Raw genomic sequence first — 16832 nt, forward strand, 5'->3', positions numbered from 1 at the left:
TCGGCCGGTGACCCTGGCGGATCCTCCTCGCTACTCCCTCATGAACGAGTCGAGCGCTGCGGTCAGCTCATCCGAAGCTTGTTCGGCCATGTGGTGTCCACTGTCGATACCGTGCCCACGGACATCGTCGGCCCAGTCGCGCCAGATGCGCAGCGGGTCACCATACAGATCCTCCAGATCGTCGCGCAGCGACCAGAGCACCAGCGCCGGGCAGCGGACCCGGTTTCCGGCCGCCCGATCGGCTTCTTCGTCGCGCCGATCAACGGTCAGGCCGGCGCGGTAGTCCTCCAACATGGCCCGCACGACATCGGGATCGCGAACTGCCTCGCGCCATTCCCGATGGTTCTCCACTCCCATCTGAGCCGGATCTCCCTGATACCAGCGATCGGGATCGGCTGTGATGACCCGCTCGGGAATGTCCGGCTGAGCGAAGAAGAACCAGTGCCACCACGCCGTCGCAAACCGCGCGGAAATGCGGTTGAGATGCTCACTGATCGGCAGACAGTCCAGGAAAGCCACCCGGCGCACCAGCTCCGGGTAGTCCAAGACCAACCGGAGTGCCACCGCACCGCCCCGGTCGTGACCGGCCAGAGCGAAGCCCTCGTGGTCCAAGCCCAGGTGCCGCATGACCGCGACCAGATCGTCGGCGACTGCCCGCTTGCAGTGGGCAGTGTGGTCAGCGGTTGGTGCAGGACCGCGCGAGCGCCCATATCCTCGAAGATCGGCGCAGACGACCCGGTAGCCGCGCCGCACCATCGCCGGCGCGACCTCGTACCAGGTCGCCGAAGTACGCGGATGCCCATGCAGCAGCAACACCGGCGGCCCTTCGCCCCCGTACCGGACGAAGATAGAGGCCTGGCCGGTTTGCACCACCTCGGTCTCGAAATCTTCGAACATCGGTCGCTCTTTTCTACTGCCCCGTTTCCTAGCGGCGTCGCAAAGCCATGACAAGCAGGACAATGAGGATGACGACCACAACAGTGCCAACACCGATATACATGTGAAACTCCAATTCTTAGGTAAGGGATTCATCGAACTGACGGAGCCCCCGCGTACCCCGGGTTCCGGAGATCAACCGCATCCGGCACAGTCACCGTTGTCCACGGCTGGAGTCCAAGAGGTCTGAGATCGGGTCTCCCCACCTCGGAGGATGGGACCGCTAGCCGAAGGCCGTCATCGCTGCTTGCCGACGGAGTCCATCCAGGATCTGTTTCTGGTGCGTAGCCCTGTCGATCAGCCGGTCGAAGTCGATCGGCTCGAGGCGGGGATCCCTACGGGCCAGCTCGCGAAGCACTCGCCAGCCCGCTTCCTTGCCCTCGACCCCCAGATGCATCGCTTCCAATTCCACGACCGGAGTCAACGCGGTGCGGTGCACCAGGCTGCCGTTGGGCTTGAGGCGCCCGATCTTTTCGCCGAGCCACCCGGCTGCCATCTTGGCCGAGTGCCTCGGCACGTCCAGCCGGGTCATGGCGTCTATCAGCGACTGCCGGTCCTGTTCGATCTCCGCAGCGAGCTCCTCCAGGACGCTGCGCTCGTCGGGCTCCCCGAACGTGCGAGCAATGCGGCGTGCCAGCTCCACCCCACCGCAGGCGCCCATGAGGTGATCGTTCAGATATACGCCGAGCAGTTCAGAAGGCTCGATGTCGGTGGTGTTCATGGGGCTCGACCTCGCTCGTCGACGGTTCTGCTGCTGGAAACCACGCGTGCCCACGTCCAGTCAAGGCAAACCGGCGGTCCGGGCGACAGTGGCTGAGCCGGACGATCAATCACGTTTGAACAAGTGCGCCTGGCCGGACGCCTACCCGGCCAGGCTCTGGGTCAGCTGTGGTCGATGACGTTGCCGTTGGAGCAGTTGTTGGCGTGGTTCCCGGCCCAGTTGCCGAGGACGGGGACGACCGCTACCTCGGTGAGGCAGACGGCGGCGGCGGTGAAGTTGTTCGTGGCGTTGATGCCGGTGCCGAAGTTGCTGTCGTTGTCCGCGTGGGCTGGGGCGGCCAGGGACAGGGTGGTGAGGGTAAGCGCACCTAGCGCGGTGATCTTCTTCATGGCCTGGGCAACGAGGGACCGGGGGCGCCGTCACTGTCGGCTACACCGACCGGCGCAGCGGCGACTGGAGACATCTGGTCGGTAGCGGGAGGGCTCTGGCTACTCCGCAGCCGAGGGTACGGTGTCGCGGATATCGAAGATCTCGGTGACACCGGCCAACTCCAGGACCCGGCTCACGGCCTTCGACGGCACCAAAGCGAAGGTGGTGCCGACCTCCTCTGCTTGGCGCACCATGCTCAAGGCCACCCGCAGCCCCATCGAATCCATGAAGCTCACCTGCGAGCAATCCAGCACCACGTCCCCAGCGGCCACTAGAGGCTCCAGCGCCTCAGTCAGCTGCTGGTGCACGGACATGTCTATGTCGCCGGATACCTCGACGACGCTTCCCGTGCCCTGGTGGCGAACTCGGTAAATGAATTCCGGCATGGCCTGGCCTGCCCTTCCGTTGCCTCCCGGTACAGCGTTGGACGGTAGCTGTCCGGCGTCAACTTCCTGGAAGCCTATCGGGCGACGGCATGCGTACTGGCCGGCACTCAAGAACTGTCGGCCGGGTGGGACCCCGGCACGATCAGTGAAGTCGGACTTCCCAGGCCGGCCGCTGAAGCTGATCGTTGTACACGATGATGTCGGCGTGGTCGGTGGGGTGGGCGGTGGCGAAGTAGAGCTGTTGGGACGGGATGTAGCGGTACTGCCAGGACCGTTCGATGTCGGCGATGACGGCCGCAGATCCAGCCAGTGCGGTGCCTCGGCTCCGGGCACGGTCTATCGTCTGCTCGAGCGGGAGGGATACGAAGATGCGCAGGTCCCACCGGTCGATCAGCTCTGGACGCAGGAGGAAGACGCCGTCGAAGAGCAGTACAGCGTCTGTGGGCGCGGCGGCGGCCGGCAGGGACAGTGGTGTGTCGGTGTCTCGGTCGTAGACCGACGTTTGGAACTTTCGGTCCCCGCCCGGGCCCAGCGGATCGAGCAGAACCCTGCACAGTGCGGCGCGGTCGTGGGCGTCGAAGTAGCAGCTTTCCGCTGAGTATTGGCCGCGTCGGTAGCGTTCGGCGCGAGGGAAGAGGAAGTCGTCGATGGTCGCGCGGATGACGTCGCGGCCCTGCGCGCGCAGGACGGTGGCGAGTTCGTCGGCCAGTGTGGTCTTGCCGGAGGCGGGCGCGCCGTCGATGGCGACCCGCAGCGGGTGCGTGATCGTGGTCGTGGCGGACCTGAGCGCCTCGGCCAGGCTACTGATGAGCTCGCTGCGGGTGCCTTGGTTTATGGCTGCCTCTCTCACGGTTTCAGCGTAGAGCGCGACCTTGGATGCGGGACACATCCCAGCGATCCAAGGCGACGGAGCACACGGTTCTACAGCTGCTCGTATTTGCCCAGGGTCGGAGTTACTGACTTCGCCGGAGTCGAAGAGACTTCGTGCGACGCGCCGTGGAGCTTCTTGGTGAGCTCCGAGGAGGCGTCGGCGACCTTGGCGGCGACCGCCTTGGACGCCGTCCCGACGCGTTCCTGCAGATTCTCGCGCAGATCGACGACGGCCGGCTGCTCGCTGACCTCGTGCGCCTTCTGCTTGATCAGCTCGTACTTCTCGCGGCCGGCTTTGGTGCCGGCGACGTAGCCCACGGCGAGGCCGGTGGCGAGAGTGAGTGTGCGCTTCATGGATCCTCCTGTTTCGTTTCCGTCATTTACTTGCCCGACTCGACGGCACGGCGGATGCCCTCCGCCTGCAGACGGGTCGCTGCCGCCTTGGTCACGGCGAATACAGCCGCCTCCAAACCGACTCCGGCCATCAGATCCCTCCACCGGGTGTCCGCGTCGGTGGCATCGGGCAGTTCGTCCTGGTCGCTGAACAACAGCCACAGACGGCGTGTCACCATGCTGGCCAGTGCCCCAGCAGCCAGACTCAGGCCCAGGCCCACCGGCTTGTAGAGGAGCTTCGCGGTAGCGGGTTTCATCGGCGATCTCCCTCGAGCTTGGATCTGACAGCTACCAAGAGCGCTGTGATCACGCCGGCCAGCACCGCCGTCGCAGAGAGCCGGCCTGTTCTCGTCCGCGCGGAGCCGCGGACCCGTCGTGCCATGCCCGCCGCGTCGTCGCGGGCGCGCGAGGCTGCCTGGAACGTGCGGCGCTTCAGGCTGGCGAGGTCCTCCCGGATCGCGTCTTCGGCTCGCGTCTTCACGTGCGTCTTGGCCATGAGGGCTTCCAAAGTGCGCCCAAGCTGTGCCCGGGTCGCTGCGATGTCGACCTCGAGCTCAGCTTGCTGCGTTGTCATCGGCGTTTCCGAAGTCATGATTGACGCCCTTCGTGGAAAGCATCCTGGGCCCGGCGCAGATCCTCGCGAACGGATTCGGCGGCTTCTGTGGGCACCGGCGGGACGCCCTTCGCCAAGCGCTTCTTGCCGACCAGGGCCAGCACGCCGGCCACGAGGAACGCACCGGCCATGGGAACCGCGACCGCCAGCCACAACGGCCAGACATTCGCCAGCGCCACCACGACCAGCGTCCACGCCAGGACCAGTCCGATCCGGGCCAGCAGGAGCGCCGAGGCGAGCAGGGCGCCGGCCGTACCCAGACGCTTGGCCTTGATCTGCATCTCCAGCTTGGCCAGAGCGAGCTCGTCGTGGACCAGCCGCGACATCTGCGCTGTGGCGTCGTTCACCAGTTCCGCGGTCGAGGTGTGCACCGACGGCGTGATTCTCTCGGCGGTCATCAGATTCTCCTTTCCACGCCGGGCCTGATGACCAGTGTCAGCTGGCGCAAACGCCGGGAATGGGCAGCACGAACAGGATTGAGGAGCTCCTTAATCATCACCGGCCACGTTCTGCCCGCGAGCGACGTCACGGGTGGGGATGTCGGGTTGTTCCTCCAAAACGTCCTCCACCTCGGCCAGCTGGTTCTGGACATCGGTGATCTTGTTTTCCAGCCTTTGTTCGTGCTCTTCGATACCGTCGAGTTGAATGCCGAGGTGCTTGGCGATGGCCAGGGTGGCTTGGCTGTTGCGCAGCACTTCTGACAGCAGCGATTCAGTGAGCTGTTCGGCCTTCTCGTTGGTGGTGAAGTTGTGTTCGGCCATGGTGCGGTCTCGCAATTCAGGGACAGACCCAGCAGGTTGAACCCGATCCACAGCGCCACCAGCGTGGTCTGGACGATCAGGAAGCGCCAGGAGCCGATCTGCACGGCGATGGTGTCGGCGATCCGCTCTCCGCGCGTCCGGTCGTCCTCCAACTTGCGCGAGATCGGATGGCGAAGTGCTCCACCGCCTCGTTCCTGCGCCGCGGGCTGGCCGATTCCCCCACCCCCTGCACCCACCGCCGCTGACGACACCGCGTCCCCTTTCCCGGAAAGAACATCACCGCGGCTGGTATGAGCCCGCTGAGGCGTCGGTGATGCGCCTCGCCGCCTGGTTTCCAGATTCTGGCGGCATATGCGTGGCTGCAAAGACAGGCTGCGGGATCCACGGGCTGACCACTGCACGCCGCAGCACGTGTCCGCCAGCGCAAGCAGGACATCCTGTTTCGTGGCTTTGGCCAGGACGCTGAGCCATGTCCCAGTACAGCGTGTTGGTCTCGGCTCCGCCGCCAGGACTACGCGTCCCCGCCGTTCAGCTCCGACCGATCGATCTCTCTGCGTAAGGTGACAACCTCGGGGGTCATTCCCATGCGCTTCTCATAAAACGCCATGGACAAGGGGTTGTTGAGCTCCGTCTCCAGAATGATTACCTCCGCGCCGTGCGAGCGTCCCCACGCTTCCGCGGCCTTCATCAACGCGGTGCCGACACCGCCGCGCCGGTGTGCCGTCAAAACATCGAGGCTGTCGATGTGAAGGCGCTGCCGGGAGAAGTCGCTCTGCACCTGCCGTTCGGCGGTTTCGATCGGCTCAAGAAGCGTGGCCGAAATGGAGCCGACCACAATGCCGTCCACCTCCGCGAGTAACGTCAGCATGTCCCGTCGGCCGCCATAGGTGGCATGACCCTGCTCGAACCATTCGGCCAGACCCTCGTTCGACGGCACACGGAACGTGTGAGGGTTGATTCCGGCAAAGAATTCGCCCGCGTCGCGCCACAGGGCGGCACACGCCGCACCATCGCCGGGCCGGACTTCTCTGATCACCACATCGGTCATACGGCCATCGTGCCCGACAGTGTCGTAACGCTAGCGCCGCTAGCGTGTCGTGACCCTCCCCGGGCGAGGGGCGAACTACGGTCCAGAGCATGCATAGAAAAGCCTTTACAGTGGTGTGGGCCCTGGCCTTCGCCCTGCTCGGGCAGGCTACGCTCGCGCCTGCCCAAGCCGCCCCCGCGCGGCACCGCGCCGAAGCTCCCGGCAGCGCCGCCGACCAGGACATCGCCGAGTGGATCGCCCAGGTCAAGAAGGACCCGGGCAAGTTCGACCAGTACCTTGAAGCGGGCTGCATCGAGTCGGGTAGCTCCGCCTGCACACTGACGGCTACGCAGGTCGCTGCGATGCCGTCCGAGATCAAGAGGCTCACCAAGGAACTTAACCAGGAAGTCATCGATGACCCGAGCCTGGCAGACGGCGCGGAGGCTTCGGCGGGCGGGATTCAGCCGCGTGCGGGCATCAGCGGCCTGTCCCAGGCGCTCAGCAAGATCGGTGCGAGGAGCGGGAACTCCTTCGTCAGGAAGCTGACGAGCAACTCGGCCACCGCTCAACAGATCGCCGACGTCGCCGGCAACGCGAGTGTCGCGAACAACGTGGCCGGTGGCCTGACCACGGCGACCCTTCCCGCGGTCTCCAAAGCGGTGATCGGCTCCGTGCCCGTGTTCGGCGACGTCTTCACCATCGCCGACTCGATTTTCGGGAAGGACGCGGCGGAGAACGGCCCCAATGTCGAGGGCATCGTCGTCGCGTCGGTCTCCCTCATCGCCACCGGTGTAGGACTGGCGTTCCCCCCGGTGGGCGCGGTGATCGCGGGCGCCCTGGCCATCTACAGCGTGGGCAAAACCGTTCTCGGCTGGTTTGAGTCCCTCCTCGGCTTCTTGTGGCCGCAGATTCCTCCGCCCACTCCGCAGGAACTGTTCGACCAGGGCTTGGATGTGAAAACGACAACCACTCCCATCGACGGCCACGAGTACGACGTAGTCGTGTCCAAAAGTATGAAAACCGTGACGCAGACCATTCTGCTGGACTCGAAGTGGACCGAGTACAACAAGGACAGCGAACCGCTGACTTACATTATTCGACCGCCTGCGGACGGCGAATTCCCTTCAGCTCTCAACGTAGGTTCCTCGATCTACGCCAATGGCCATTTCCACACCAGCCTTCAGATCTGGCAGGGGGGAAAGTCTATTCCGGCCACCTGTACGCAATCTATTTCTCCCAGCTGCGGCCCGGATTCCGACATGACCATCGGCTTGGACAGGCCGGCAGTTTTCACTATCACGTACACAGTCAGAGAATTTTTGCTTAACTCCTGCGACCGACCTGTCTGCGGGACCGAGAATCCTAAGTTGTCGTTGAGGGTCTACGACCCGCGCACTAAACACGACGTCGCAATCCCGTTGAGTAGGAAAGTCGTCATCGTGCCCGCAGCCGGATAGGGCTCATACGCACCGCAGTGGGCAGGCGGCTCCACTCGCCAGCTTTCTGGAACGGCCGGCCTGCGAGGACTTGCCTGATCGGCCGTGTCGCCGACCGACGGGCGCCGGATGATCAGTGGCGTCCGTCGGTCGGCAGAATTGGGTCTCAACCTTTCGCTGGGAACCGACCTCTAAGGGGTGGGCCGATCGCGGGCGCGGCCGGATTTCGCGCGGTGCGCTCGCGTCGGACGGGACGACAAGGAGGCCAGTGACGGCATGGCTTTGAGGGAGTACGAGGAGGCGCAGTTCTGGGAGTTTGTGACGGCGCGACGGCGCGGCCTGGTTCGGGTCGCGTTCCTGCTCACCGGCGACCACGGGTTGGCTGAGGATTTCGTTCAGGACGCGTTGTTCCAGGCTTACCGCCACTGGCGGCGGATCGAGCGGCGTGAGCAGCCAGAGGCTTACGTCCGCAAGATCGTCGTGAATCTGGCGAACTCCCGGTGGCGGCGGCTGAAGGACCGCAATGTCTCGCTGTACAGCAGCGTGCCGGATCGGCCGACGACCCGTGACGCGCACGCTGACGTCGACCGCTCGGACGAAGTGTGGCGGGCGCTGGCGACGCTGCCGACCGGTATGCGGACGGTTATCGTCCTGCGCTTCTACGAGGAGCTCAGCGAGGCCGAGACCGCAGCCGTTCTCGGCAAGTCCGTCGGGACCGTCAAGAGCCAGTCGTCACGGGGGCTGGCCCGGTTGCGCGAGGTGCTGGGGGCGCCGGCCCAAGGCAAGCAGACCGATCCCGCTTACGTGGCGGGGCGATTGGGGAACACGCATGTCTGAGAACGAATTCGAAGAAGAGATCAAAGGGCTCTTGTCCGGGCTGGCCGAAGCAGAAGTCGGCGACAGCGCCCCTGTCGGGCGGATGCGGCGGGACTTTCGTGCGGCGGCCGCTCGCCGGCGGCGGGTCGTGACCACGACGACCGCGCTGGCGGTGACCAGCGGAGTGACGCTCGGCGTGGCGTTCGGCGCCGGCGGGAACAGCGGTTCGACGGGCAACGCGGGGGCGATCGGCCCTGCCGACAGCGCGGGGGTCGCGGCGCCGAGGGCCGTGACGACGACCGCACCCACTCCCAAGCCCACTCCCACTCCCACTCCCAAGCCTGCGGCCGAGCCCTCGCCGCAGATCCCTGCGGGCCCGCTGGTCGACGCGAACTGCGTCACCGCCAACGGCAAGACGTTCATCGGCGACGTCAACCGAGTGCCGATGTCGCCGCGCGGCAGCCTGGCGGGCGACAACGCCTTCGTCGGCACGGTCCTCGCGCGCGCCGAGGCGCTGGTCCCGGCGAACGCCGCCAAGGTCGAGATGGCCGACGACGACGGCCACAGCCGCGTCGCCGTGGTCTATCTGAACCCGAAGGCCGCCAAGTCCAACGGCCCGTGTGACAAGGGGATGGAGGCTGTAGTGTTCCACGGCCCGAGCGGTGCCTCGGTCGAGGATCTCCTGGTGCAGGCCGGCGGCGTCTTCTACGGCCCCGACTACGGCTTCAACTGGGCCGAGCGCAACGACGACGGTTCCGAGTCGATTGCGGTCGTCTACCCGGAGGCCGACAAGACCGTGTCGTTCGACGGATCGCTGCTGAGCACGGACTCGACGGCGAAGGTCTCGCACGAGACGAACAATGGCGAACTGCTGGTGACGCTGCCGGCCGGTGCGGCGCTGCCGGTGTTCATCGATGTTCCGAGCCTGGGCATGGTCCCCGGTGGTACGGCCGGCAGTCCACTGATGTTCGTCGCCGCCAAGGGCGATGCCGCAGCGTACGCCGCCGCGATCGGCGGAGACATCACCAAGGTCGGTCCGCTGCCCAAGGGCATGACCGGAACCGGATTCTCCTACCCCAAGACCGAAGGCAACGAGTGGTCCAGCCACAAGGACCCGCGGACGCTCACCGGCCCCGGCACGGACCCCGGTCTCTGGATGAGCTTTATCGGATGAGCTATGCCGCCCGCTTCGATGAGCGACGTCCAGTTGTGACCCCTTGACCGTCTATCCAGATCGGCACCTGCCTCGTGGAGCGGCCGACGAAGGCCATGAGACGTGATGAACAGCGCCGAAACGGCTCCGATCCCCTGAGAGGGGATCGGAGCCGTTCTCGTTTTCCGTGAGGCCTCAGTGACAGGCCACACCGTTAAGGGTGAACGCGCTCGGTGCCGCGTCGCTGGACGTCCATGTGCCCTGGACGCCCACGCCGGTCAGGGTCTGCCCAGCGCCGATGGATCCGTTATAGGAGAGGCTGGTCAAGGTCACGTTCCTGCCGGACTGCGTGTGGTTCCCATTCCACGAGTTCGTGATCTGCTGATCGCCGCCGTAGGTGAAGCCGACGGTCCAGCTGCTCAGGGCCTTGCTGCTGGTGATGCTGACGTTCGCGGTGAAACCGCCGGCCCACTCGTTCGTCCTCGTGTAGGTGACTTGGCAGCCGGCTGGGCTGGAGCTCGGCGGGCTGCTCGGCGTCGTCGACGGTGGTGTCGAAGGCGTGGTCGAAGGCGTGGTCGAAGGTGTGGTCGAAGGTGTGGTCGACGGCGTGGTTGACGGTGTGGTCGACGGCGTCGAACTCGGTGACGTCGGCGGCGGGCCGCCGCCGTTGGTGATCAGCGCGTAGGCGAGCGCGGGGTCGAACGTGCCGGCGGCGTCCGCGCAGCCGTCCGCCTCGCCCGGAGGCTTGATCCACAGGAACGCGTCCACGGCCGCATCACCGGTGTTCGCCGTCGGAGCCTGGCCCAGTGCCCGGCCCGACGGGTCGCACCAGGCGCTGCCGGCCGGACCGTTGCCGTTGCGGCTGGTGTCGACCACGATGTGCAGGTTCGACGGGCTGCCCAGAGCTGCCAGCACCTGCTTGTCGTAGGAGACCTCTGATGCCGTGGTCTGGAAGTTGGACACGTTGGAGAAGATCCCGTCCGAGGACGTCTTGACGCCCGCCGCGTTCAGCGCCGCGGCCTGCGCCGACGGCGAGTTCCAGCTCGAGTGGCCGGCGTCCAGGTACACCTTCGCCGCCGGGTCGGCGGACTTCAGGTGCGCCCCGGCGAAGGCGATCGCGTTGTCCCGGTCGGTGGCCTGCTGCGAGCTGAGGCAGGTCTGCAACGCCAGCGAGTCCGGCTCCAGGATGACGATCACCTGGTGGCTGCCGAGTCCGTTGGCAAAGCTCTGAATGTAGTTCTCGTAGCTGGAAATGTCGGGGGCGCCGCCGGCCGACGCGCCGCCGCAGTCCCGGTTGGGGATCTCGTACACGACCAGGACCGGCGTCTTCCCCGCGGCCGCGGCGGCGGTCGTCACCGCCGAGACGTCTGACTGCACGGTCGAGGGCCGGTAGTTGGAGAACCAGATCCCCTGGGAGACCGAGGCGATCTGGGAGGCGATGGCAGGCTCGCGGGCGTCACCGGGGTTGGCGGCGTCCCATTTGACGACTTGGGAGTTCGGGTCGGCGTAGAACTGCGTTCCCGATGCGATGGTGCCCGCCATCGCCACGCCGCCCAACTGGGTGGCGACCACGAGTCCGGCTACCGCGGCGACGGTAGCCGCGACCGCACTGAACCCGCGTCGGCGCGCAGAACCTGGGGAAGAGAAGTCGGGGAACAACGAGCCTCCCAGCAGAGCAGAATGACGTTTTTGAGGAATGAGGATGCGCCAACCGTGCAGCCGCTGTTCTCAGAGCGTCAACCCCGAAACGGGCTGATGAGGTCTGTGCGTGGTCAATGTGTCGGCACCGGCCAACGCCGCTTGAAAGTTCCACCCGCGATCCCTTTGTCACGCCCCTGATCCTGTCGGCGTTAGGGTGGCTCGTGATTTCCGTCGCGACCTGGAACATTCTGCACCGCGTCCACGCCGAGAACTGGGGCGAAGACAGCCCAAGGCACTGGCCCGACGAAGCGGATCGGATCGCCGCGATCACGGCACGGCTGATGAAGCGCACTGAGCAGGTCATCGCGCTTCAGGAAGTCAGCGGCGACCAACTCAATGGTCTGATTCACGCCCTACCCGCCGACCGTGTGGCACACGCTCTGCGCTACCCACGCGTCCCGAGACCACGCCACGGAACCTCCTCACTCCAGGATCCAAGCGAGCACTTGGTCCTGGTAGTGAACGGACCCGCCCACCAGGTCGCCGCCGAAGCCTTCGACGACGATCCGGGCAAGGGACTGCTGGCCGTCCAGACCGGCGATACGCTCGTGGTCGCCACTCACGTGAGCTCCGGCCCACGCCGGGCCGGTCAGCTGGCTCGCCTGGCCGAACTCACGACCGCCTCGACACATCCGGTCGTCCTGCTCGGCGATTTCAACTGCGACTCCGCCACTGTCTCAGCCGCCCTCGGTCCCGGATACACGCTCGCAGTCCTCCCACCGGACGCACCGCCCACCCGGCCGTCCGGCGCGGGCATCGCGGCCCAGACCATCGACCACATCATCGTCCGCGGCGGTGGTACGAGCGGCGCACAGACCGAAGACGTCGGCAGCCTTTCGGACCACAACCTACTGCGCGCAGATGTGTTACTCGAAGGCGAAGCGAGGTAACGCGCCTGCGGCTGGATGCTGACATCCTGTCGAAGCCGAGCGACTGGCGTGACCATCCACTCGGGCTATGAGCCACGCCCGATTATTCGACGGCCGGTGGTCGCCATGTGCCGTCGAGGGCTGGCTGGTCGGGCCAGTAGGCGCGGAGGTAGAGCGAGAAGCTGCCGTTCGGCGCCGGGAGCCAGTTGGCCAGGTGCTGGTCGTCGGGGCGGTGGGCGCTGACGTGGATGGTCAGGGAGCCATCGTCGCCGTGGCGGAGGGTGTCGTTTTTGGTTCCCAGTGAGTAGCGGTTGAGCTCGTTGGGGTGGAAGAAGTGGTGTTCGTTGTACAGGGTCACCGACCAGAAGCCCTGGACCGGCGGGAGTGCGTCGGCCTGGAAGGTGAGGGTGTAGGTGTTCTGGCCGGTCAGGCGTTGTCCGTTGCGGTCGAGGTCTTGGTAGAAGTACGCGGTCTCGGCGGGGATGTTGACGAAGATGTTCGCCTTGCCCATGGCGGTGCGGCTGAGGTAGTCGGCGCCGAACGCGGCGCCGTTGCGCTGGGTGCTCCAGTGGTGGTCCAGCGGGACCCCGATGTTGCGGAACTGGAACAGGTCTTTGACCAGGGTCTCGTCGGTCGATCGCGGCCTGCTCGAGGACCGCTGCCGCGTGGGAGTCGGCTTTGGCCTGGTCGAGGATCGATTGGAACATCCCGTACAAGGCCTCTTCGCCGGGGCGGGGCGGTACCTCGTCCAGCACCGTGGCCAGGGTGTCGAAGAAGACTGCGGGGTCCACCCACTGGGTCTCGTGTTCCCCGGAGGTGGCATCGCCCGCGGGGAAGGTGGGGGCGGCGGACCAGTCGGTGGTGCGCATCGTGCCGGTGAACTCGGCCAGCGGGTAGGCCATGACCTGGTTGATGAGCGGCTGGATCGCGGCGCGGTCTGCGTCGGTGTCGTTCATGAACACGCGGGGGATGCACACGGCGATGCGGGTGTCGTAGCGGAACACCTGTCCGATGCCTTCGGGGATCTCGCCGGTCCAGGTGGTGGGGGCGAGCAGGTGGCAGCCGGGTTCGGTGCCGTACATCGCGCCGAGCTGCGCGAAGGCGTCGGTGCGCTGGTCGACGGCTTGGTAGACCCAGAACCGGCCGTCGAAGTCGGGGACCTGGATCACCGTGGGACCGCGGCGGGCGTCCAGGACGCCGAAACCGTAGACCACGTCCTGGTTGGGGCAGGCGACGATCCGCTCTTCGGGGCGGATGTAGTCGTGCAGCATGCCGATCGATCCGGGCGGGCCCGCGGGGATGATCCCGCCGAGCAGGCCCGGGGCGGGCACCTGCTCCATGATCGACAGGCGGTTGTGCATGTTCACCAGCGGCCAGCCCCACAGATAGGCCAGGCGGCCCACGCTCCGCAGGTAGTCCTCGGTCATCCGAGAACCCGAGACCGGCATGGCCGGGGTGCGCGGGGCGACGGGCGCGGTTCGAGTCATCCTCTGACGATAGGTTCGCCCGTATCGTGGCATTGATGAGGAATGAGCCATCCGGTGGCGCGAGGTGGGTTCATCCCACGAATGCCCCTCCAGGGTGGGTCGGGCCGTCGTGGCTGCCTAGCATCACAGCTGGTGGGATCACCGATTCCGTCGGCATCGGCGCACGCGCACGAAAGGATTGTCTGTGGGTGCTGCGATCGGAGCGATGCTCGGTTCGGCGGTCGGGGTGGCGATCAGCCCGTTGCCGTTGATCGCGATGGTGCTGCTGTTGGCCACTCCACGCGGCCGGGCCGATGGTCTGGCCTTCTGTGCCGGATGGCTGCTCTCCTTGACGCTGGTCGGAACGGTGATGCTGCTCATCGGGGCCGGGGAAGACGCCGATGAGGGCTCTGCGCCGGCCACCTGGGTTTCCTGGCTCACACTCGTGCTCGGCGTGTTGTTCGCCTTCTTGGCCGTGGGCCAGTGGAAGGCCCGGCCGCGACCGGGGCGTCCGGCCAGGACGCCGGGCTGGATGGCCGGTCTGGACCGGACCACCCCGGCCCGGGCCGCGGGGCTGGGCGCCTTGCTGTCGGGGGCGAACCCTAAGAACCTGGCGCTGACGGTCGGTGCCGCCGCCGGCATCGCCGGCGCCACCTCCCAACCCGGCGCGCGGGCGGTCGCTCTGGTGCTGTTCGTTCTGATCGGCTCGCTGTGTGTCCTGGTGCCGTTGGGCGTGTACCTGGCCGGCGGCAAGAAAGCGGCTGCGACGCTGGAGGGCTGGAAGGACTGGATGGCCACCCACAACGCGGCGATCATGACCACGGTGCTCGCGGTCCTGGCCGCGAAATACGTCGGCGACGCGCTCGCCAACCTTTGACCGTCACCTCAGTCTGAGGACCGCACGAGGCCGACGCCGTTGCAGGTCGGTACCGACAACAACGACGGCGAGCCGCGGCGACCGATGTTCGCGGCGGCCCGCCGGAATCGTGCCTACAAAGCTGCGGATGGGACGCTGTCGTCTGCCTGGCCCTGCTGCGGGAGTGTCACTCGCTCCTCCGGAGGGTCGACCGACAGGTGCGGCAGGCGCTTGTCGAGCCATGTCGGGAGCCACCAGTTGGCGCGTCCCAGGACCTGCATCGCCGATGGGACCAGGACTGTGCGGATGATGAAGGCGTCGATGGCGACTGCGGCGGCCAGGCCGATGCCGAATTCGGCGATGACCCGCTGGCCGCCGAAGACGAAGGCCATGAAGACGCTGATCATGATGGCCGCGGCTGCTGTGATGACGCGGCCGGTCTCGGCCTGGCCGATGCGTACGGCGCGCTGGTTGTCCTCGCTGTGGACCCACTCCTCGTGCATGCGGCTGACCAGGAACACCTGGTAGTCCATGGACAGGCCGAAGAGGATCGAGAGCATCATCACCGGGAGGAAGGCCTCGATCGGGCCGGAGGTGCCCAGGCCCATCGCGTTCAGGCCCCAGCCCCACTGGAAGATGGCGACCAGGACGCCGAAGGACGCGCCCGCGCCCAGCAGGTTCATCACCGCCGCCATCGCCGGGACGCCGAAGCTGCGGAACGCCACGAGCAGCAGCAGGAAGCCCAGGCCGATGATGACGCCGATGAACAGCGGCAGCTTGCCGTCCAGGACGTGCGCGAAGTCGTAGAAGATCGCTGTGCCGCCGGTGATGTACACGGACATCGTCGTGCCGGCGCGCGCCGCGGGGATCACCGTCGAGCGCAGGTGCGCGATCAGGTCGGTGGTCTGCACGGCGTCCGGGTTCGTGCGCGGATACACCTGCATGAGACCGATCGTCGCGCCGGGCTTCAGTGGCGGAGCCTGGACGGCGGCGACGTTCGGCACCGTGGCGAGGGTCTTCGCCAGCGAGGTGAAGGCCGCCTCGTCGGCCGGCGAGGTGAAGGTTCCAACGATCTCCAGCGGACCGTTGAAGCCCGGACCGAAGCCCGAGGCGAGCAGGTCGTAGGCCTTGCGGCTGGTCGAGGACGTCGGGGCGTTGCCGTCGTCGGAGTGCCCCAGGCGCAGCGAGCCGACCGGAATGACGAGGGTGACCAGGACCGCGAGGGCGACGACCGACAGGATCTTCGGCCGGCGCTCGACGAAGCCGGCCCAGCGCGCCCAGAATCCTTGCAGTTCCTCGGACTCCGGGCCGTTCGCGGCCAGCAGGCGGCGCTGCTTGCGGGACAGGACCCGCGTGCCGAGGATGCCGAGCAGGGCCGGGAGCAGGGTGAGCGCCGAGAGCACGGTGAAGACCACGGTCAGCGCGGCGGCCACGGCGACGCCGTTGAGGAAGGAGATGCCGAGCACCAGCATGCCGAGCAGAGCGATGCAGACCGTCCCGCCGGCGAACAGCACGGCGCGCCCCGAGGTGTCCAGCGCGATGGCCACCGCGTCCTCCGGCGCCAGGCCGCGCTTGAGGCCGCGCCGGTACCGGGTGACGATGAACAGCGCGTAGTCGATGCCGACGCCGAGACCGATCAGGGCGGACAGGGTCGGGGCCAGCTGCGCGATGGAGAAGGCGTGTGTCAGCAGGTTGACGGCGAGGATTCCGGCGCCGAGGCCGAAGACCGCGGTGAGGATCGGCAGCAGCATCGCGAACAGCGAGCCGAAGGCGATGAACAGCACGACCGCCGCCGCGGCGATACCGTACGCCTCGCTGGAGGACGGCTTGGCCTCGGAGACCTGGTCGATCGCGTTGCCGGTCAACTCGACCTGGAGGGTCGGGGTGGCGGCGGCCTGCGCCGTGTTGATGACGGCTTTGACGTCGGCGTCGACCAGTTCGTTGGCCTGGCCGGTGAAGTTGATCTGCGCGTAGGCGGTCGTGCCGTCCTTGCTGATCTGCTGCGCCGCGCCCTGCGGGCCGTAAGGGCCGCGGACCGCGGCGACCTCGGGAAGCTTGGCGATCTTGTCGAGCGCCGCCGTCATCGAGCCCTGGACCTGCGCGTCGCGCACCGTGCCGGACGTAGTACGCCAGACCACGGTGTCCTGATCGCCGGACTGCGAGGCGAACTGCGTCTGCAGGATCGTCAGCGCCTTGGTGGATTCCGTGCCGGGCAGTGAGAAGCTGTTGGCGTAGTTCGATCCCAGTGCGCTACCGACGACTCCCAGCCCCACGAGAGCGACGAGCCACAACACGGGCACGAGAAAACGATGCCGGAAACACCAGCGCGCGATGCCCGCCATGATCCACCCCTTGTGCCTTGAATTAATCGACCGGCAGGTAAGTCAACGCGCCGACAG

The 16832-nt window shown here is 66.7% G+C and carries 20 protein-coding genes and 1 pseudogene; 6 read left to right on the forward strand and 15 right to left on the reverse strand.

What is annotated here, in order from left to right; genetic code table 11:
* Window positions 1-30 precede the first annotated feature (30 nt).
* The 11 genes from CACI_RS32405 to CACI_RS32455 form a co-directional block, all read right to left on the reverse strand.
* Complete coding sequence (locus CACI_RS32405) at window positions 31-897, reverse strand: alpha/beta fold hydrolase (RefSeq protein ID WP_015795118.1); 867 nt, start codon at window positions 895-897, stop codon at window positions 31-33.
* Between the two features lie 262 nt (window positions 898-1159).
* The gene (locus CACI_RS32410) at window positions 1160-1657 is read right to left on the reverse strand and encodes a hypothetical protein (protein ID WP_015795119.1); all 498 of its coding nucleotides are present in this window, start codon (window positions 1655-1657) and stop codon (window positions 1160-1162) included.
* A gap of 161 nt (window positions 1658-1818) precedes the next feature.
* Window positions 1819-2046 carry a hypothetical protein gene (locus tag CACI_RS32415; RefSeq protein WP_015795120.1) on the reverse strand — a complete coding sequence of 76 codons (228 nt, stop codon included), beginning with the start codon at window positions 2044-2046 and terminating at the stop codon, window positions 1819-1821.
* Between the two features lie 99 nt (window positions 2047-2145).
* On the reverse strand, window positions 2146-2472 hold the full coding sequence (locus CACI_RS32420; RefSeq protein WP_015795121.1) for an STAS domain-containing protein: 327 nt from the start codon (window positions 2470-2472) through the stop codon (window positions 2146-2148).
* 142 nt (window positions 2473-2614) lie between these two features.
* On the reverse strand, window positions 2615-3307 hold the full coding sequence (locus CACI_RS32425) for a cytidylate kinase family protein (RefSeq protein WP_041542863.1): 693 nt from the start codon (window positions 3305-3307) through the stop codon (window positions 2615-2617).
* Between the two features lie 86 nt (window positions 3308-3393).
* The gene (locus CACI_RS32430) at window positions 3394-3696 is read right to left on the reverse strand and encodes a hypothetical protein (protein WP_015795123.1); all 303 of its coding nucleotides are present in this window, start codon (window positions 3694-3696) and stop codon (window positions 3394-3396) included.
* 26 nt (window positions 3697-3722) lie between these two features.
* Window positions 3723-3992, reverse strand: coding sequence for a DUF4235 domain-containing protein (locus tag CACI_RS32435; protein WP_015795124.1), 270 nt, complete (start codon window positions 3990-3992; stop codon window positions 3723-3725).
* Window positions 3989-4327: a DUF3618 domain-containing protein gene (locus CACI_RS32440; RefSeq protein WP_015795125.1), complete on the reverse strand. Its 339-nt coding sequence runs from the start codon at window positions 4325-4327 to the stop codon at window positions 3989-3991. Before CACI_RS32440 ends, CACI_RS32435 begins: the two co-directional genes overlap by 4 nt.
* Window positions 4324-4746: a phage holin family protein gene (locus CACI_RS32445; RefSeq protein WP_015795126.1), complete on the reverse strand. Its 423-nt coding sequence runs from the start codon at window positions 4744-4746 to the stop codon at window positions 4324-4326. Before CACI_RS32445 ends, CACI_RS32440 begins: the two co-directional genes overlap by 4 nt.
* A 90-nt stretch (window positions 4747-4836) precedes the next feature.
* On the reverse strand, window positions 4837-5109 hold the full coding sequence (locus CACI_RS32450) for a hypothetical protein (protein ID WP_041540578.1): 273 nt from the start codon (window positions 5107-5109) through the stop codon (window positions 4837-4839).
* Window positions 5110-5620: 511 nt separating this feature from the next.
* The gene (locus CACI_RS32455; RefSeq protein WP_015795127.1) at window positions 5621-6157 is read right to left on the reverse strand and encodes a GNAT family N-acetyltransferase; all 537 of its coding nucleotides are present in this window, start codon (window positions 6155-6157) and stop codon (window positions 5621-5623) included.
* 89 nt (window positions 6158-6246) lie between these two features.
* Here CACI_RS32455 and CACI_RS32460 point away from each other — a divergent pair, with 89 nt between their 5' ends.
* The 3 genes from CACI_RS32460 to CACI_RS32470 all read left to right on the forward strand — a co-directional run bounded on the left by CACI_RS32460 (window position 6247) and on the right by CACI_RS32470 (window position 9562).
* Window positions 6247-7593 carry a hypothetical protein gene (locus CACI_RS32460; RefSeq protein WP_015795128.1) on the forward strand — a complete coding sequence of 449 codons (1347 nt, stop codon included), beginning with the start codon at window positions 6247-6249 and terminating at the stop codon, window positions 7591-7593.
* A gap of 255 nt (window positions 7594-7848) precedes the next feature.
* The gene (locus tag CACI_RS32465; RefSeq protein ID WP_015795129.1) at window positions 7849-8409 is read left to right on the forward strand and encodes a SigE family RNA polymerase sigma factor; all 561 of its coding nucleotides are present in this window, start codon (window positions 7849-7851) and stop codon (window positions 8407-8409) included.
* Window positions 8402-9562, forward strand: coding sequence for a hypothetical protein (locus tag CACI_RS32470; protein ID WP_015795130.1), 1161 nt, complete (start codon window positions 8402-8404; stop codon window positions 9560-9562). The genes CACI_RS32465 and CACI_RS32470 overlap by 8 nt, the downstream gene beginning before the upstream one ends.
* Before the next feature lie 174 nt (window positions 9563-9736).
* Here the strand turns inward: CACI_RS32470 and CACI_RS32475 are convergent, their stop codons facing one another.
* On the reverse strand, window positions 9737-11113 hold the full coding sequence (locus tag CACI_RS32475) for a glycoside hydrolase family 6 protein (RefSeq protein WP_223297309.1): 1377 nt from the start codon (window positions 11111-11113) through the stop codon (window positions 9737-9739).
* Window positions 11114-11316: 203 nt separating this feature from the next.
* Here CACI_RS32475 and CACI_RS32480 point away from each other — a divergent pair, with 203 nt between their 5' ends.
* Window positions 11317-12132, forward strand: coding sequence for an endonuclease/exonuclease/phosphatase family protein (locus CACI_RS32480; RefSeq protein WP_143765467.1), 816 nt, complete (start codon window positions 11317-11319; stop codon window positions 12130-12132).
* Window positions 12133-12214: 82 nt separating this feature from the next.
* Here the strand turns inward: CACI_RS32480 and CACI_RS52975 are convergent, their stop codons facing one another.
* The gene (locus CACI_RS52975) at window positions 12215-12622 is read right to left on the reverse strand and encodes a DUF1214 domain-containing protein (RefSeq protein WP_223297310.1); all 408 of its coding nucleotides are present in this window, start codon (window positions 12620-12622) and stop codon (window positions 12215-12217) included.
* A 254-nt stretch (window positions 12623-12876) separates the two neighbouring features.
* Between CACI_RS52975 and CACI_RS53710 the strand changes: the two genes are divergently transcribed.
* Complete coding sequence (locus tag CACI_RS53710; RefSeq protein ID WP_263053450.1) at window positions 12877-13008, forward strand: hypothetical protein; 132 nt, start codon at window positions 12877-12879, stop codon at window positions 13006-13008.
* Between the two features lie 53 nt (window positions 13009-13061).
* On the opposite strand, the pseudogene CACI_RS54435 reads toward CACI_RS53710, so the two are convergent.
* Window positions 13062-13649, reverse strand: a pseudogene (locus CACI_RS54435) (DUF1254 domain-containing protein); the annotation flags it as partial.
* Window positions 13650-13782: 133 nt separating this feature from the next.
* On the opposite strand from CACI_RS54435, the gene CACI_RS32490 reads away from it, so the two are divergent.
* Window positions 13783-14454 (forward strand): GAP family protein, encoded by a 672-nt coding sequence (locus CACI_RS32490; protein WP_015795133.1) that lies wholly within the window; start codon window positions 13783-13785, stop codon window positions 14452-14454.
* 113 nt (window positions 14455-14567) lie between these two features.
* Here the strand turns inward: CACI_RS32490 and CACI_RS32495 are convergent, their stop codons facing one another.
* Window positions 14568-16775, reverse strand: a complete 2208-nt coding sequence (locus CACI_RS32495; protein WP_015795134.1) for an MMPL family transporter — start codon at window positions 16773-16775, stop codon at window positions 14568-14570.
* Window positions 16776-16832 lie beyond the last annotated feature (57 nt).

The sequence above is a fragment of the Catenulispora acidiphila DSM 44928 genome, from assembly GCF_000024025.1.
Taxonomy (GTDB): Bacteria; Actinomycetota; Actinomycetes; order Streptomycetales; family Catenulisporaceae; genus Catenulispora; species Catenulispora acidiphila.

Bases quoted from the DNA above. Each gene is read 5' to 3' on its own strand.
- CACI_RS32455 (WP_015795127.1), bottom strand. From the start codon at position 6,157: ATGACCGATGTGGTGATCAGAGAAGTCCGGCCCGGCGATGGTGCGGCG.
- CACI_RS32410 (WP_015795119.1), bottom strand. From the start codon at position 1,657: ATGAACACCACCGACATCGAGCCTTCTGAACTGCTCGGCGTATATCTG.
- CACI_RS32460 (WP_015795128.1), top strand. From the start codon at position 6,247: ATGCATAGAAAAGCCTTTACAGTGGTGTGGGCCCTGGCCTTCGCCCTG.
- CACI_RS32495 (WP_015795134.1), bottom strand. From the start codon at position 16,775: ATGGCGGGCATCGCGCGCTGGTGTTTCCGGCATCGTTTTCTCGTGCCC.
- CACI_RS32450 (WP_041540578.1), bottom strand. From the start codon at position 5,109: ATGGCCGAACACAACTTCACCACCAACGAGAAGGCCGAACAGCTCACT.
- CACI_RS32405 (WP_015795118.1), bottom strand. From the start codon at position 897: ATGTTCGAAGATTTCGAGACCGAGGTGGTGCAAACCGGCCAGGCCTCT.
- CACI_RS32430 (WP_015795123.1), bottom strand. From the start codon at position 3,696: ATGAAGCGCACACTCACTCTCGCCACCGGCCTCGCCGTGGGCTACGTC.
- CACI_RS32420 (WP_015795121.1), bottom strand. From the start codon at position 2,472: ATGCCGGAATTCATTTACCGAGTTCGCCACCAGGGCACGGGAAGCGTC.
- CACI_RS52975 (WP_223297310.1), bottom strand. From the start codon at position 12,622: ATGGGCAAGGCGAACATCTTCGTCAACATCCCCGCCGAGACCGCGTAC.
- CACI_RS32415 (WP_015795120.1), bottom strand. From the start codon at position 2,046: ATGAAGAAGATCACCGCGCTAGGTGCGCTTACCCTCACCACCCTGTCC.
- CACI_RS32440 (WP_015795125.1), bottom strand. From the start codon at position 4,327: ATGACTTCGGAAACGCCGATGACAACGCAGCAAGCTGAGCTCGAGGTC.
- CACI_RS32465 (WP_015795129.1), top strand. From the start codon at position 7,849: ATGGCTTTGAGGGAGTACGAGGAGGCGCAGTTCTGGGAGTTTGTGACG.
- CACI_RS32470 (WP_015795130.1), top strand. From the start codon at position 8,402: ATGTCTGAGAACGAATTCGAAGAAGAGATCAAAGGGCTCTTGTCCGGG.
- CACI_RS32480 (WP_143765467.1), top strand. From the start codon at position 11,317: ATGTGTCGGCACCGGCCAACGCCGCTTGAAAGTTCCACCCGCGATCCC.
- CACI_RS32435 (WP_015795124.1), bottom strand. From the start codon at position 3,992: ATGAAACCCGCTACCGCGAAGCTCCTCTACAAGCCGGTGGGCCTGGGC.
- CACI_RS32445 (WP_015795126.1), bottom strand. From the start codon at position 4,746: ATGACCGCCGAGAGAATCACGCCGTCGGTGCACACCTCGACCGCGGAA.